Source organism: Cohnella sp. OV330 (assembly GCF_900112065.1).
Lineage (GTDB): Bacteria > Bacillota > Bacilli > Paenibacillales > Paenibacillaceae > Cohnella.
This window is the reverse complement of record NZ_FOKE01000007.1, coordinates 315,612-329,215: the sequence shown is the minus strand read 5'-3', so window position 1 is coordinate 329,215 and position 13,604 is coordinate 315,612. Positions and strand designations below refer to the sequence as shown.

Annotated in this window: 9 protein-coding genes; 4 read left to right on the top strand and 5 right to left on the bottom strand. The window is 58.7% G+C overall.

Annotated elements, in window-relative coordinates; all coding sequences use genetic code 11:
- Nucleotides 1-111: 111 nt before the first annotated feature.
- The 4 genes from BM235_RS18555 to BM235_RS18540 all read left to right on the top strand — a co-directional run bounded on the left by BM235_RS18555 (nt 112) and on the right by BM235_RS18540 (nt 6,250).
- On the top strand, nt 112-2,442 hold the full coding sequence (locus BM235_RS18555; protein ID WP_090115706.1) for a helix-turn-helix domain-containing protein: 2,331 nt from the start codon (nt 112-114) through the stop codon (nt 2,440-2,442).
- Nucleotides 2,443-2,658: 216 nt separating this feature from the next.
- Entirely contained in the window at nt 2,659-3,651 is a 993-nt protein-coding gene (locus BM235_RS18550; protein WP_090115705.1) for an ABC transporter permease, read from the top strand.
- An 18-nt stretch (nt 3,652-3,669) separates the two neighbouring features.
- Nucleotides 3,670-4,548, top strand: a complete 879-nt coding sequence (locus BM235_RS18545; protein WP_090115704.1) for a carbohydrate ABC transporter permease — start codon at nt 3,670-3,672, stop codon at nt 4,546-4,548.
- Nucleotides 4,549-4,678: 130 nt separating this feature from the next.
- Nucleotides 4,679-6,250 carry an ABC transporter substrate-binding protein gene (locus tag BM235_RS18540; protein ID WP_090115703.1) on the top strand — a complete coding sequence of 524 codons (1,572 nt, stop codon included), beginning with the start codon at nt 4,679-4,681 and terminating at the stop codon, nt 6,248-6,250.
- A 149-nt stretch (nt 6,251-6,399) separates the two neighbouring features.
- On the opposite strand, the gene BM235_RS18535 is transcribed toward BM235_RS18540, so the two are convergent.
- The 5 genes from BM235_RS18535 to crcB (BM235_RS18515) form a co-directional block, all read right to left on the bottom strand.
- Complete coding sequence (locus BM235_RS18535) at nt 6,400-7,083, bottom strand: hypothetical protein (protein WP_090115702.1); 684 nt, start codon at nt 7,081-7,083, stop codon at nt 6,400-6,402.
- A gap of 548 nt (nt 7,084-7,631) precedes the next feature.
- Entirely contained in the window at nt 7,632-9,977 is a 2,346-nt protein-coding gene (locus BM235_RS18530; RefSeq protein WP_255374470.1) for a helix-turn-helix domain-containing protein, read from the bottom strand.
- A gap of 273 nt (nt 9,978-10,250) precedes the next feature.
- Nucleotides 10,251-12,563, bottom strand: coding sequence for a hypothetical protein (locus tag BM235_RS18525; RefSeq protein ID WP_090115700.1), 2,313 nt, complete (start codon nt 12,561-12,563; stop codon nt 10,251-10,253).
- A 141-nt stretch (nt 12,564-12,704) separates the two neighbouring features.
- Nucleotides 12,705-13,067 carry a fluoride efflux transporter CrcB gene (gene crcB, locus BM235_RS18520; RefSeq protein WP_255374462.1) on the bottom strand — a complete coding sequence of 121 codons (363 nt, stop codon included), beginning with the start codon at nt 13,065-13,067 and terminating at the stop codon, nt 12,705-12,707.
- Nucleotides 13,064-13,471 carry a fluoride efflux transporter CrcB gene (crcB, locus tag BM235_RS18515; RefSeq protein ID WP_090115699.1) on the bottom strand — a complete coding sequence of 136 codons (408 nt, stop codon included), beginning with the start codon at nt 13,469-13,471 and terminating at the stop codon, nt 13,064-13,066. Before crcB (BM235_RS18515) ends, crcB (BM235_RS18520) begins: the two co-directional genes overlap by 4 nt.
- Nucleotides 13,472-13,604 lie beyond the last annotated feature (133 nt).

Below are 13,604 nucleotides of genomic sequence, written 5' to 3'. Positions count from 1 at the left end.
TTCCGCCTGCCGAGCATCCTGCGAAATTCTTTCAAGCAACCGGTTGCAATTCAAAGCGTTTCCATTTAAAAATAGAGAAATCAGGCCCGCGGCGGGAAGGAGTGCGAAGCGATGAAAGGATTCGGGTTCGGATTCGGGTTTTATAAGTCCAGGCGATATTTTCAACGCGTCCTGTTCTCGATCATGATCGCCATGGCGCTCATCCTGACAGGCCTGTCCGCCGTCAATTCCTACGTGCTCGAGCGATCCGTCCGAAGCGTGCAGGAGGATTCCAACCTGAAGGTGTTGACGCAGATTCAATACAATCTGTCCTATATGAACGAGATTATCGTGCGGCTGTCCACGTTCGCATACGGCGACAACTTTCTGATTCCGCTCATGTACTCGGAGCCGCTCCCGCCGATGGATTACATTCGCGGTTACAACGAAATGGAAAAGCTGATGGAGAGCTCCTCCTTCCTGCATTCGATGGCCGTCTATAACGCGGGAAGCGGCGAGCTGTACGGCTCCTCGAGCGAATTTCTCGTGGACGGGGGCGAGACGAAGCGAAGGATGCTCGATTGGCTGCTCCGTTCGCCCGAGCCGCTGCCGACCTCAAGGCTCATCCCCGTCAGCCTGGGCCGAGCAAGCGGAGGCGTCGACGCGTTCGCGTTTATCGTCACGGACGCGCTCCGAGCCTATGACGGCAAGGAATCCGCGCTTATCCTCTATATCAAGCCGGATTGGGTGTTCGACAGCCTGCGCCGGATGAACGGGACCGGCAGCGGCCAGGGCGCGATCTTCATCCGTACGCCGGACGGCCGACTGCTGTCGGACGGTCAATCGGGCGGCGTGTACGCGCCTAAGCCTGAAGCCGTGACGGCGCTGGTCGCCGGGACCGCTCCCGATCGGGACGCGTCGTCCGGATTCGTCGTCGGCAACGCGGGCGACGGCAAGAGCATCGTCACCTTTATGCGGGGGATCGGCGACTGGACGATACTGTACATTCAGCCCTACGCGCCGCTCATGAAGGAAGTCCGGGAATCGCGCGAAAAGGCGCTGCTCGTGACGGGCGCTTTTCTGTTGATCGCGGCGGCCGTATCCTTTTGGCTGTCGTTCAAGCTGTACGGTCCGATCGACGCGATGCTGCACCGAATTCGTCCGCACCTCAAGGTCGGGGCGACGGGCGGCGGCGCGAACGAGCTCGACCTCATGGGGGACAACGTGCTGCGGCTGTCGGAGAAGCTACGGGAGATCAGCGCCGAGCAGATCGTCGAAAAGCATTATTTGCGGACGTTTCTATCGGACGGCGGCAGCATCCCCGAAGCGGACATGGCCCAGCTGATCGAACGCCACGGTCTGCAGCTCGCTAGCGTCGGCCCCTACTGCGCCTGCGTCCTTCGGATCGACCGGTACGCCGACTACGCGCGCGCGACGACGCCTTCCGCCCGAAGGCTCCATGCCTTCGCCATCCTCAATATCGCCCATGAACAGCTATCCGCCGCGTACCGCTGCGAAACCGTCGATATGCACGACGGGCAATCGGTGCTCATTCTGTCCGGTCCCGGCGTAGATGCGGGCATGGAGGCGGCGCGGCCGATCGTGCGGGATATCCAGGATACGATCGAGCGGTATTACGGACTGTCGGTGACCTGCGGCATCGGCGAGCCCGTCTCCAGGCTGAGTCAGCTCTCCGCCGCGTACCGCCAGTCCTACCAGCTTTGCTTGTATATGTTCGCCCAGGGCTACAAGTCGATCATTCTGCCCGAGGACGTGCGCGCCAATCTATCCGGCGGGCGGCGGACGCTGCCTCCGGACATCGAGCGGAGATTGACCGAAGCGCTGAAAAAGGGACAATTGACGAACGCGGGCGGCGAGCTCGAAAAGGCGTTCGCCCTGCTCGCTGATTTTCAGTACGACGACATGCTGCGCGCCGTATCCGATCTCGCGTGGGCCGTTAAAAATACGGCGACAGACATGATCAACAACAGGCTCGCCTCCATCTCCGTCGATCCCGAGCAAATCCCGAGGATCACGGAGGGCGATCGTTCGCTAGAGGACATCTATATGTCCTTCCTGTCCGCATGCGCCCAAATCTGCGATGCGCAGCGCGCGCCCGGCGCGGAGCGCTACGAATGGATCGTCGGAACGATCAAGACGCTCATCGAGCAGAAGTTTCAGGATCCGAATCTCAGCCAGCAGTCGATCGCTTCCACCGTCAAGCTGACCTCGGCCTACGTGGGCAAGCTGTTCAAGGACCAATGCGGCACGACGGTCACGGAGTATATGAACGAGGTGCGGCTTGCCCATGCGCGCATGCTGCTGCTCCAGACCGACGATACGATCGCGGACATCATGGACAAATGCGGCTACTCGAACCAAAGCTACTTTTTCCGCCTGTTCAAGGGCAAATTCGGAAGTACGCCCAAGGAATATCGAATTAAGCGGTCGCTGAGTTCATGAATCAAAACATAAAGAACGATGCCGGCGCGATGCCGCTTCGTTCTTTTTTACGTTAATTTGCCGCCTCCACTCCCCCATCCCGCTTCCTTTTTCCCAAAAAACATATGAATTCGCATTTAATACACGCCCTCTGAACAGTTATTCGAACATCGAATCGTATAATCGGCATTCGGCGCATGGCATGATGGGGACATATCCAAGATGGAGGTGATCCCCATGGCCAAGACCCAACCCGTCAAGCTTAGCGCCGCGGATTCCCCCGTCCCGGGCGATCCGCAGGCAAGGCGAACAAGCTGGATTCGCAACGAGATCCGGTTGTTCCGCAAAAACCGGGAGCTGCTCATCCTCGCGCTGCCCGGCATTCTATTCAAGCTCGTCATCGCGTACCTGCCGATGATCGGCCTCATTCTGGCGTTCAAAAACTTCAGATATGACCGCGGCATTTTCGGAAGCGAGTGGGTAGGGTTTCGCAATTTCGAGTTTTTGTTCAAGGCGGAGGACGCGTACCGGATCATTCGCAATACGCTTCTGTACAACTTCGCCTACATTATTACGGGGACGATCGCGGCGCTGCTGCTGGCGCTGCTGCTGAACGAGCTGTCGGGACGACTGATGAAAATCTACCAGACGGTGCTGTTCCTCCCCTTTTTCCTCTCGATGGTGCTCGTCGGCTACATCGGCAACGCGTTTCTCGACTTCGAGAACGGCTTCGCCAACAAAGTGCTCGCGTTTCTTGGCTTGCCCGAGCACAACTGGTATTTGGAGACGGCGCCGTGGATTTACATTTTGCCGTTAATCGCGCTGTGGAAAGGCGTAGGCTTCTCTACGCTCGTCTACTATGCCGGCATGACGGGCATCAGCACGGAATACTATGAGGCCGCCAAGCTCGACGGCGCGACCCGCATCCAGATGATGACCCGGATCACGCTCCCGCTGCTCAAGCCGCTCGTCATCATCCTGTTCATTCTCGGACTCGGCAACATATTCCGCGGAGACTTCGGGCTTCACTACTTCATCCCGAACAATGTCGGACCGAACTTCCCGACGACGGACATCATCGACACTTACGTCTATCGCGCGCTAACGAAGCTCGGCGACATCAACTCGGCGGCCGCCGTCGGATTCCTGCAATCGTTCGTCGGCCTCATTACCGTCGTGTCCGCCAACTATATCGTCCGCCGCATCGACCGCGACAACGCGCTTTTCTAAACCGGAGGCGAATCCGCTATGACGCTCAAATCGAACAATTGGTTCATTAATGCTTTCTTTATCGTCGTCTGCCTGTTGATCGTGGCGCCCTTCATTCTTGTCGTCTCGATCTCGCTCTCCTCGGAGGACAGCCTGTTCGAATACGGCTACCAGTTCATCCCGAGAGTATGGAGCGGAGAAGCGTACCGGATCGTATTCGAAAAGCCGGACACGATTTTGCGCGGCTATGGCGTCACGATCATGATCACCATCATCGGAACGTTTCTGTCGCTGCTGCTCACCGCGCTCATGGCCTATCCCATTTCGCGCCGCGACTTCAGGTACAACCGGCCACTCACGTTTTACGTGTTCTTCACGATGCTGTTCAACGGCGGCCTGATCCCTTTCTACATTCTGATGACGCAATACCTGCATCTCAAAAATTCGCTCGCCGCCTTGATCATCCCCGCGCTCATGAGCCCGTTCAACATCATGATCATGAAGGGGTTCCTGGACAAAATCTCGCCCGAGATCGTCGAATCGGCCAAAATCGACGGGGCGCGCGAATTCCGGATCTTCTTCCGGATCATCCTTCCCCTCTCGACGCCGGCGCTCGCGACGCTCGGACTGTTCATCGCCTTCGGTTATTGGAACGAATGGTACAACGCGCTGCTGTTCATCGACAACGACAAGTACATTCCGCTGCAGCTGCTGCTCGTCCGCATTTTGTCGCAGGCCGAATTCCTCGCGAATTCGCCGATGGCGCAGGTGTCCGACAAGCTCCAGTTCGCGCAGTTCCCGACGTTGTCCGTCCGAATGGCGATGGCGATCGTCGCCAGCGGGCCGATGCTGCTCGTCTTCCCCTTTTTCCAGAAATACTTCGTCAAAGGCATCACGGTCGGCTCGCTCAAGGGCTAGAGTCGGCATGAATCGATAAAGCGCTGCTGCTGCATTCGAGGGAGGTGATCGGCTTTTTGGGCGGCAGCAGGTCAGGCACGGGAGTACGGCGTATTAAATAATAACGGACCATTCAACGGAGGGTTAAGAGATGAGAAAAGGAAAACGGATTCCGCAATACATGCTGCTACTCTCGCTGGCCGCGCTGGCGGCTTGCAGCAATAACAACAACGGGAACACGGCCAGCCCGAGCGCATCGGCAAGCGACAGCGCCTCCCCTTCGGCGAGCGCTTCCGCTAGCGCGTCCGCCAGTGCCGAGGCAACGCCTGCGGAGCTGCCCGAAGTCAACCTGACGTTTATCTATCCAGTCGCCGCCAATCCGGGTCCCGACCAGAAGCTGGTCAACGACGAGATCAACAAATATTTGAAAGAAAAGATCAATGCGACCGTCGATTTGAAACCGCTGACATTCGACGAATACGAGCCGAAGCTGAACGCGATGCTCGCGGCCGGCGAGGCGTTCGATATCGCTTGGAGCTCCAAAGGCTGGCTTGGCAACTATCAACCCTACATCGATAAGGGCGCCTACCTCGAACTGCCGGACGACATGATCGCCAAGTACGCGCCGGATGCGCGCGCCAACATCCCCGACAAATTCTGGCCGGACATGAAAGCCGCCGACGGCAAGGTATACGGCTTCCCGATCTATCAAATCGCGGCCAAGCAAAAGAGCTTGATCATCCAAAAGCGCTTCGTCGACAAATATAACCTTGACGTGAGCACGATCCACTCGTACAAAGACATCGAGCCGTTCCTGAAGACGCTCAAGGACAACGAAAAAGGCATCGTGCCGCTCGGTCTCGCACAAAACTCCAACGGCCTGTTCGTCGATCCGAACGCCGTGGCGCCGGACGGCGCGGCAGTCGGCTACAAGAAGGACGATGCGTCTTATGCCATGATCGGCAAGATTGATACGCTCGAAGCCAAAAAGGACTTTTACGCGACAATGCATAACTGGTACCAAGCCGGCTACATCAACAAGGACGCGCCCGTGCTCCAGAACATCAACGACCTGAAGGGCAAAGGCAACGTCGCCGTATCGCTCGAATTCACGTCCAAGCCGGGCGGCGAGATCGGCGAAAAGGCGATCAACGGCGGCAACGACGTCGTCTACGTTCCGATCTCGGACAGCTACTTCACCGGTATCGCGAGCGCCATGCACGTCATTAACAAAAACTCTAAAAACCCCGAGCGCGCGCTCATGCTGATTAATCTGCTCAACACTGACAAGTATCTTTATAATTTGATCTGCAACGGCATCGAAGGCAAGCACTACACGAAGACGGACGACAAGTTCATCGCGCCGATCGATGGCTCGGGCTATGCGCCGAACGGCGACTGGGTGTTCGGCAACCAGTTCAACGCCTTCTTGAAGCCAGGCATGGATCCCGATACTTGGGAGAAGACGATCAAGCTGAACGACAGCGCCGTCGTGCCTGTCAGCAACGGCTTCTCGATCAACGAAGAAAAGATCAAGGCAGAAGGCGCCAACCTGAATGCGGTAGGCAACGAATATTCGACCGCGCTCGAGACCGGCGCCGTCGATCCGGCCAAGATGCTGCCCGAGTTCGAGAACAAACTCAAAGCCTCCGGCCTCGAAAAATACGAAGCCGAAGTCGCCACGCAATGGGACGCCTTCTTGAAGGGCAAGGGAATGCGTTAACGGCAAGCGAAATCGAAAGAAAACGCGTAAACCGATTCGCGCGAGCGGCCGTCCGGGAGGACGGTCGCTTGTTGGTTTTGGTTGGATGGACTTCTTTCTCGACAATTGTTTCGCCCATCCCCTGCTGATGTAGCCGATTAAACCAAATTTCAATTCACCTTATTCACCTTCGGCAAAACCGAATAACTCATTGCTTTACCTTGCGCGGACCGGTTTGATCTTAAGTAACCTTTAGTCTCCAGCGACTGTAAACTGGCACTAGTTTGATAAAAGCTAATTTTGAGTGCAGCCATTACTTCTATTGGCTTTATTTCACTGCAATGCCTTCCAATCCAATGGAGAATAGCTCGCTCATACAACGTGAGTGAGATCACGTCCGATCCCGCTCCGTATCCCCATACCGATAGTGCCGCCAACAGCGTCTGTTGACAGCGCTTCGGTTTTTCCAGCAAATCGTCCCTTGAGAAGCGAAGCATGTGCCAACCGTCCATAAGCAAATAATTTTGTCTCTCAAGATTATCGCCAAATCGGAAGCGGCTCACATCGCGGAGATGCGTGCCGTAAGCATCGGCTTCCAATATTAGACCTCGATGCAATCCAAAAGGCATGTAGGCGAAATCGACAAATCGTTGTCCGTCCTTAAAGTCAGACACTTCCCACTCCGGATGCAGATGATCGAAACTGCCAAGCGCCGGCCACCAAAGATTTTTAAGCAGCAATCGCTCATTGTACGAATCCATCTCCAATAATCGCCTTTTCCTTTCACCTTGGCATTGGCGAATAACGCGCGTCATCCATTCGTCGTAGGCTTTTTGAAACAACACATCAGACACTTCATTACCTCCTTAGAAATAGAAAAGGCCGCTCCTCCGAATTCAATCGGAAAGAACGGCCTGTGCTTCAGGCAACGATATTTGTAAAGTAATCATACTTATTATTGAAATTTTTTACAAGTATTTTTTATAAGCCGGTCCTCACGGTCGCGCGCCCATCGCCTCTCGTAGTGAAGGCGATTCGCCTTTTCACGCCCCCGCTCCGCCCATCGCCTCTCCTAGTAAAGGCGATTCGCCTTTTCACGCCCCCGCTCCGCCCATCGCCTCTTCTAGTGAAGGCGATTCGCCTTTTCGCGCCCCCGTTTCGCCCATCGCCTTTCCTAGTGAAGGCGATTCGCCTTTTCGCGCCCCCGCTCCGCCCATCGCCTCTCCTAGTGAAGGCGATTTGCTTTGTCACGCTCCCGCTCCACCCATCGCCTCTCCTAGTGAAGGCGATTCGCCTTTTCGCGCCCCCGCTCCGCCCATCGCCTCTTCTAGTGAAGGCGGTTCGCGTTCACTGGGCACAACACCACCAGGCAAACCATCAGTTTACCAACCCGGCCTTCCCCCTACTCCAGCACCTTCTTCAGCCGGTACTCCTTCGGCGTCACGCCGAACGTCTTTTTGAACAGCTTGAAGAAGGTGCTCTCGTTCACGTAGCCGACCATCTCCATCACTTCCTTGATGCTGAAGCCCTTCGTCTCCAGATACGCCTGCGCGTGCCGCAGACGGACTTCGTTCATATACTCCCCCACCGACACGAACTCGCTCGTCTTGAAGATGCGTCCCACATAAGCCGGCGTCAGGTGCAGCATCGCCGCGATCCCCTGAAGGCTCAGGTTGCTGTCCTTGTAGTTCGACTGGATCATTTCCTTGATCGCGTCGGTCAAGGCAGCGTTTTTATCCGCGTCCGTGCGGGACAGCTTGTCGTGGATCTCGCGGATCGCGGCGCCGATCAGCTCGCGCACCTCTTCCATCGTCTCCTTCTCGAGCGCCTCCCGGCTGAGCGAGCCCAGATCGACGGGCAGCGAGATGAGGCGGTTGCGGTTGAGATCCCGGACGGCCGATTTGAGCAGGTCGACGAGATGAAGGATGCCGTGTACGATATGGTCGAAGTGGCAGGCTTCGAGTCCCTGAAGGATCGCATCCGCCGCATCGACGCTCTCTGCGGGATGGTTGGCGCGGATGCTTTCGACGAGCTTCTTTTCCGCTTCCGCGGGAAAATCGTACTCGGTCTGCCTCTTCCGCTCGCCGACCGCCTCCGGCGTCAGAATCGCGCGATGGCCGAACAAAAGCTTATATTGAGACAGCCGGATCGCTTCGCCATAACGCTCGGTGATGCCGACATGGCTGTCGCAGCTGCCGCTGACCGTCAGCGACAGGGACAGCTTGTAATAGCTGCCGACGACCTCCTGAATGCGGCGCAGCAGCCGCGTCAGCGTGTCCGTATCCGCTCCTTCGCCCGCCGGGCTGACCAGCATCGCCACATGATCGCCGCGCATGTCCGCGATCTCGCACCGGTATGGACCGGGCCGCATGATCTCCTCCGCGATGTTGCCGATCGCGAACGTATGGAGCGCGCGTTGACCGGGCGTCGTCGTCCGCTCGTATTCGGCGAAGCCGTCCACCTTGACGACCACCAGCCGGTACGGCCCTGACGGATCGATATCGAGACCGTTCAAAGCGATGTTTTCCTGAAATTCTTCGCGCGACAGCGACGGGCTGTTGGCGACGAGCGTGCGGAGATGGTAGTTGCGCACGATCCGCTTCTGCTTGTCCTGCTCGCTAGACGCCCAGTGCAGCTTCTCCAGCATCGAGCTGTAGACGGTCGCCACGGCCTCGAACTCGTCGTTCCGCCGCGCGCCGGTATCGCTCGCCTGCGGCTCTCCCGGCTTGATCCCGATCTGGTTGAACATTCGTTCGATCGGCCGGTACAGCTTGTGGGCGATCAAGAAGGACAGCAGAACGCCCAAGAATAGTACGACGGCGATCATGACGACAGAAGTCGCGCGCATCTCGCGGATGCCGCCGGTCACCACGTCGTAGGGCTGCACGCTGACGATTTTCCAATCCGTATCCTTCATGCTCATATAGGTGACAAGTTGCTTTTCCGAACCACCAAGCTTGCCGGTGAAGGAGCCGAAGGACGTCCGGCCCGTATTCGACCGCTGCGCCAACGCCTCGGCAAGCCGCTTCGTATCGGCCGTCGCCGCACCGCCGCCCGACATCATCAAATCGCCGGACCCGTCCAGCATATAGAGGCCGGACCGGGCCGGATCGTCGAAGACGTTTACCGTTTGCAAATTGTCGTACAGCCACTGCGGCTTGATATTGACGACGAGCGCGCTCTCCCGACCGCTGCGGACGGCGCCGAAGTTCTGATAGAGCACGATCGAGAAAAAGTCGACCTTCCCCGCGATGCCGCTAAAATTCATGGGCAGCAGCTTCATCCTGGGCAGCTTATCCTCGCGCTTCAGCAGCGAGACGAGTCCGTCCGCCATCGCGGCGTCGGGCTTGTTCAGGCTGAGTTGGCCGACCGGATAGACCTGGTCGTCATAGCCGTTATAGACGACGATCGAATGGAGAAAAGACGAAGACAAATACGCCTGCTTCAGCGAGTTCATCGAACGGATGACGGTCATCTCGTCGTAGCTCGGCAGCGTAAAGAGCGGCGAAATATTCGGATCCATAAAAAGCGAAACGGCCAGATTGTTCAGCACCTCCGTCATGTACGAGACGTTGTACTGGATCTGGTTCATGACCTTGCGGGACGAATCCTGCTGCATGCGGACCGAGCTCCGCTCGGCATTGTACTGCAGCGCCAGCGAAGCGAAGACCAGCACGGCGATCATCAGCACGCTGACGGACAGCAGCAAACGCGTCAGATACTTTTTGGACTTGTAGGCTTGGAGCATCTTCACGGGCGCTTTCCTCCCACCGGATCGAGTACGTGCCAGCGATATTCAGCATCTCATACTGCCGCCGGGCGCTCTACTGTACAATGTTCGAAATGCTGCTCAGACGCGGAATCCCCGCCTTTTGAAAGGATTTGAGGGGTGAAAAAGACGAAAAGCCCCGGTCGCCGCGAGGCGATCGGGACTGCCGGGAAGCCGGCTGCCAGATGAAGCGTTATGGTTCAGCATGTTCGAGCATGCGTACGCCGATAGGACCGCCAAGCAATAACCGCGCTATTCGGTCAACCGCACGACCCGCGTCTCGCCCGGCGCAAGCCGGATGCGCGGCCAGGTCGCGCTAGCGCATACGCTAAGCGGCAGCGCCGCCTCGGCCGACGTCTCCGACAACAGCTTCACCGAAGCCGGCCAAGTCGTCGGATTCGTCACCCGCAGCGCAGCGGCGCCCTCCGGCGTCGTTTCCAGCGCGCACGTCACATGATCGGGCGACCATACGAGCCCCGTATCGCGCTGAACGTAGATGCCCGGAACCTCGGCGTACGTAAGCATGTTCGACGTCTCGCACCAGCAGGAGAGCGGCAGCGCTTCGCCCACCAGGTCCGCGCCCTCCCAATCGCTCATGTTCACGCGCTCGCTCATATAGCCGGGCGGCATGTCCTTGCCGTCCCAACCCATGATCGGACGGTCCGCGCGGGACAAATATTGGTTCATGTTCCGCGCCGTCTCCGTCAGCTGATCCATAAAGCGCCTGCGGCCCGTCGCGCGGAACAGCTTGAATAATGCGTCTCCCGACAGCGTGCAGATGCCGGGCGCGCTGTGCTTGTTCTGCGCGTTGGCGATGACCGAGCCTGCGGTGCGCATGCCAAGCTTGCCGAACGTCGACGACGCCGGGAAAACGAAATCGTACGAAACGCACCAGGTCAAGCATTGGTCCGCGGCTTCCTCCGCCCTGCCGATCCATAGTCGGTCGCCCGTCGTCTCGTAAAGCGCCATGTAAGATTCGAGCAGCGCAAAAGCGGACTCGCTGTCCGGACATTGAAGAATCTCGCCCGGACCGCCGGTCGTGACGCCGGCATACGTGAACCGCCGGTAATAGTCTTCGCCAGCCGCCTGCGCGACCGACACGTATCGCGCTTCGTCCAGCAGCCGGCCGCAGAGCGCGAGGCCGCCGACGGCCATCGCGCCGCCCGCTGAGCCGCCGACCAGCAGCTCGCCGGTGTCGTGGTTCGCCCACTGGCCGAATTGGCCGTATGTATTCCACAGGCGAACGAACGCGTCGGCCAGCCTTCTCAGCCCGAGCAGCCATGAATCGCTTGCCTTGCGTCCGGGTTCGATCGCTTCCAGCGCCATCACATGCTTGGCTGCGAAATACAGCGCGTCCGCGCTTTTGCGAACGATATGCCACCGCTCCGGCGCTTCCCGGCCCGGATCGGTCCCGAATTCGTCGCCGTACCAGCTGCCCCGATAGAAAACGCCGGGAAAAAAGCCGGCCGCCGTCTGCCCGCCGAATATAAAATCGAGGGTTCGCAGCGCCCGCTCCCGCGACGCAGCGCCCCCCTCCAGCAGCAGCGCATAGCTCGACATGCCGCCTCCGACCCAGCCCAGCTGCCAGTCCTGGTGCTTTTCGTCCACCGTGCCGACCGCATAATAGCCATGGGTTTCGTTCCAGTTCATCGCGTTGAACTTGGCCTCCTGAATCGCCCAGGCCGCGGAAAAGGGCAGCGAAGCGACCGGTTCCGCGCATCCGGTCAACGAATGCCGCACGGACGCGAACGCGGCGAATAATCGCCGCACGCTGCCGCAAGCAAACAGAAAGACGTGAAACTTTAAAGACAGGCGGTCGCCGTTGGCGTAATCCGCCCCTCTGTCGGTAGATGCCGCCGTTGTCGTGCACATCTCGTACTTCGCGTCTTCGCGCACCCCTGGCGCGCGAAAGGATATCGCCGCTGCGCGCCGGTCCAGCGACTCTTCGATATGGATCGACGTTTCCCCGAAATCGGTGCGCTGCTCCGCAAGCAGGATGCAGCCTCTCCCCCGTTCGGGGTCGTAATAGGCGACGGCGGGCGTCGCTGCGTCTCCGGTCAGCAGATGGAGCGACGAAGGTCCTTCGCCCGCCGCGAGCCTCGGGATGTCCGTGATAAGCGCCGGCGCATTCGGTCCCCGCTCCTCGATCGACGTCCAGCAAGGCGCATAACCGAGCTTGCGCGCCTTGAAGCGATTGCCGCCGTAGACGGCGCCGGGTACGAGCACGTACGCCGATGGCGACCAAGCGCCGATCTCGAAGCGCACTTCGGCCGCCGTATCCCGAGACGCGCCGCAGTGCAGCCAGTCCGTCTCGAGCGCGAATCCGCCGTAGGGGCCGGCCAATACGGTGCCGTGCGTCCGGATCAGCCATTCGCCGCCCGCGCCGCTGTCAAGCGCCGTTCCCGCGATCTCGTTGGCCGGTCCTTTCCAGTCGGCCCGGCTCATGCCTGTCCGGCTCGAGCCATCGAATTGGTTGGATACGAAAGCGATCCGGATACCCGCGCTCTCGAGTGCCGCGGCCGCCTGCCGAATCTGGTTGTTGTCCCGCGCCGATTGAAGCTCCATGTCATCCGCTCCTCTGTCGATCTATCAGAACGGCAACATTAAAGCACGGCACGGACCAAAGCTAAACTATGAATAGTGCGCATAGCTGTGCATACCCGCAAAACAGAAGAAATGTCGGCGATCCCGACCAAAGCCCCTTCCTTACATAAGGCCGCCAAGCGCATAACCGGCCCATGCCAGCGCAATGCCGAGCACATAGCTGCCGGCCACGTAAACCGTCAGCGTGCGCCACGCCCGGTTTCGCCATAGCTGAACGTTTTCCGCGTTAAAGGTAGAAAACGTCGTGTAAGCGCCCATGAAACCTGTCCCTACAAGCAGCGAAACCTCGGCTCCGCCGGCAGCCGCAACGATGCCGAGCAGAAACGAACCCGATAGATTGATAAGCATCGTAGCGACTGGCAGTCTTGCTTGGAATCTCTTTTTTCCCCATAACCCGATGCCATATCTCGCGCAGGCGCCGAAAAATCCGCCCAGCGCCACCAAACCTTCGTGCCCGAACGTCACGGTCCCACCGCCTCGCGGTTTTTAGCTGCCGGACGTCGCTCGCCAAGCCTGAAGCCGGCCCATGCGAAAAGCAGCCCGCCGACCAGGCTCGCGCCGACATAGAGCGCTGCCTCTCCGGCCCGTCCATCGCGAAGCAGCGACAACGTCTCCACGCTGAACGTGGAAAAGGTCGTATACGCGCCGATCAAGCCGGTACCGATCCCAAGCCGCAGCCATTCCGGCAGGCCCGGGCGCGTCGTCGCCCAAGCCGTAAACCAGCCAAGCACGAGACATCCCGACAAATTGATCGCAAGCGTCGCTAGCGGAAACGTAAAATGCCACCAAGAATGCGTCCACTGCCCTGCCTCGTACCGAAGCAAAGCGCCGACGCTGCCGGCCAAGCCGACCGCCCATCCGTACTTCATGAACTACCTCCGTCATCGGTCGAATAGGTTCATCTTAGCTATCCGAAGGGAGTTCCGTCAATGCATGTCGCTGCCGCTACAGCACAAAAAAGAGAGCGCCGTCGCGCTCTCTTCAAACGTCTTTCTTCATATT

Coding starts and splice junctions, on each gene's coding strand:
- BM235_RS18530 (WP_255374470.1), bottom strand. CDS start 9,977: ATGCTCCAAGCCTACAAGTCCAAAAAGTATCTGACGCGTTTGCTGCTG.
- BM235_RS18540 (WP_090115703.1), top strand. CDS start 4,679: ATGAGAAAAGGAAAACGGATTCCGCAATACATGCTGCTACTCTCGCTG.
- BM235_RS18545 (WP_090115704.1), top strand. CDS start 3,670: ATGACGCTCAAATCGAACAATTGGTTCATTAATGCTTTCTTTATCGTC.
- BM235_RS18550 (WP_090115705.1), top strand. CDS start 2,659: ATGGCCAAGACCCAACCCGTCAAGCTTAGCGCCGCGGATTCCCCCGTC.
- crcB (WP_090115699.1), bottom strand. CDS start 13,471: ATGAAGTACGGATGGGCGGTCGGCTTGGCCGGCAGCGTCGGCGCTTTG.
- BM235_RS18555 (WP_090115706.1), top strand. CDS start 112: ATGAAAGGATTCGGGTTCGGATTCGGGTTTTATAAGTCCAGGCGATAT.
- BM235_RS18525 (WP_090115700.1), bottom strand. CDS start 12,563: ATGGAGCTTCAATCGGCGCGGGACAACAACCAGATTCGGCAGGCGGCC.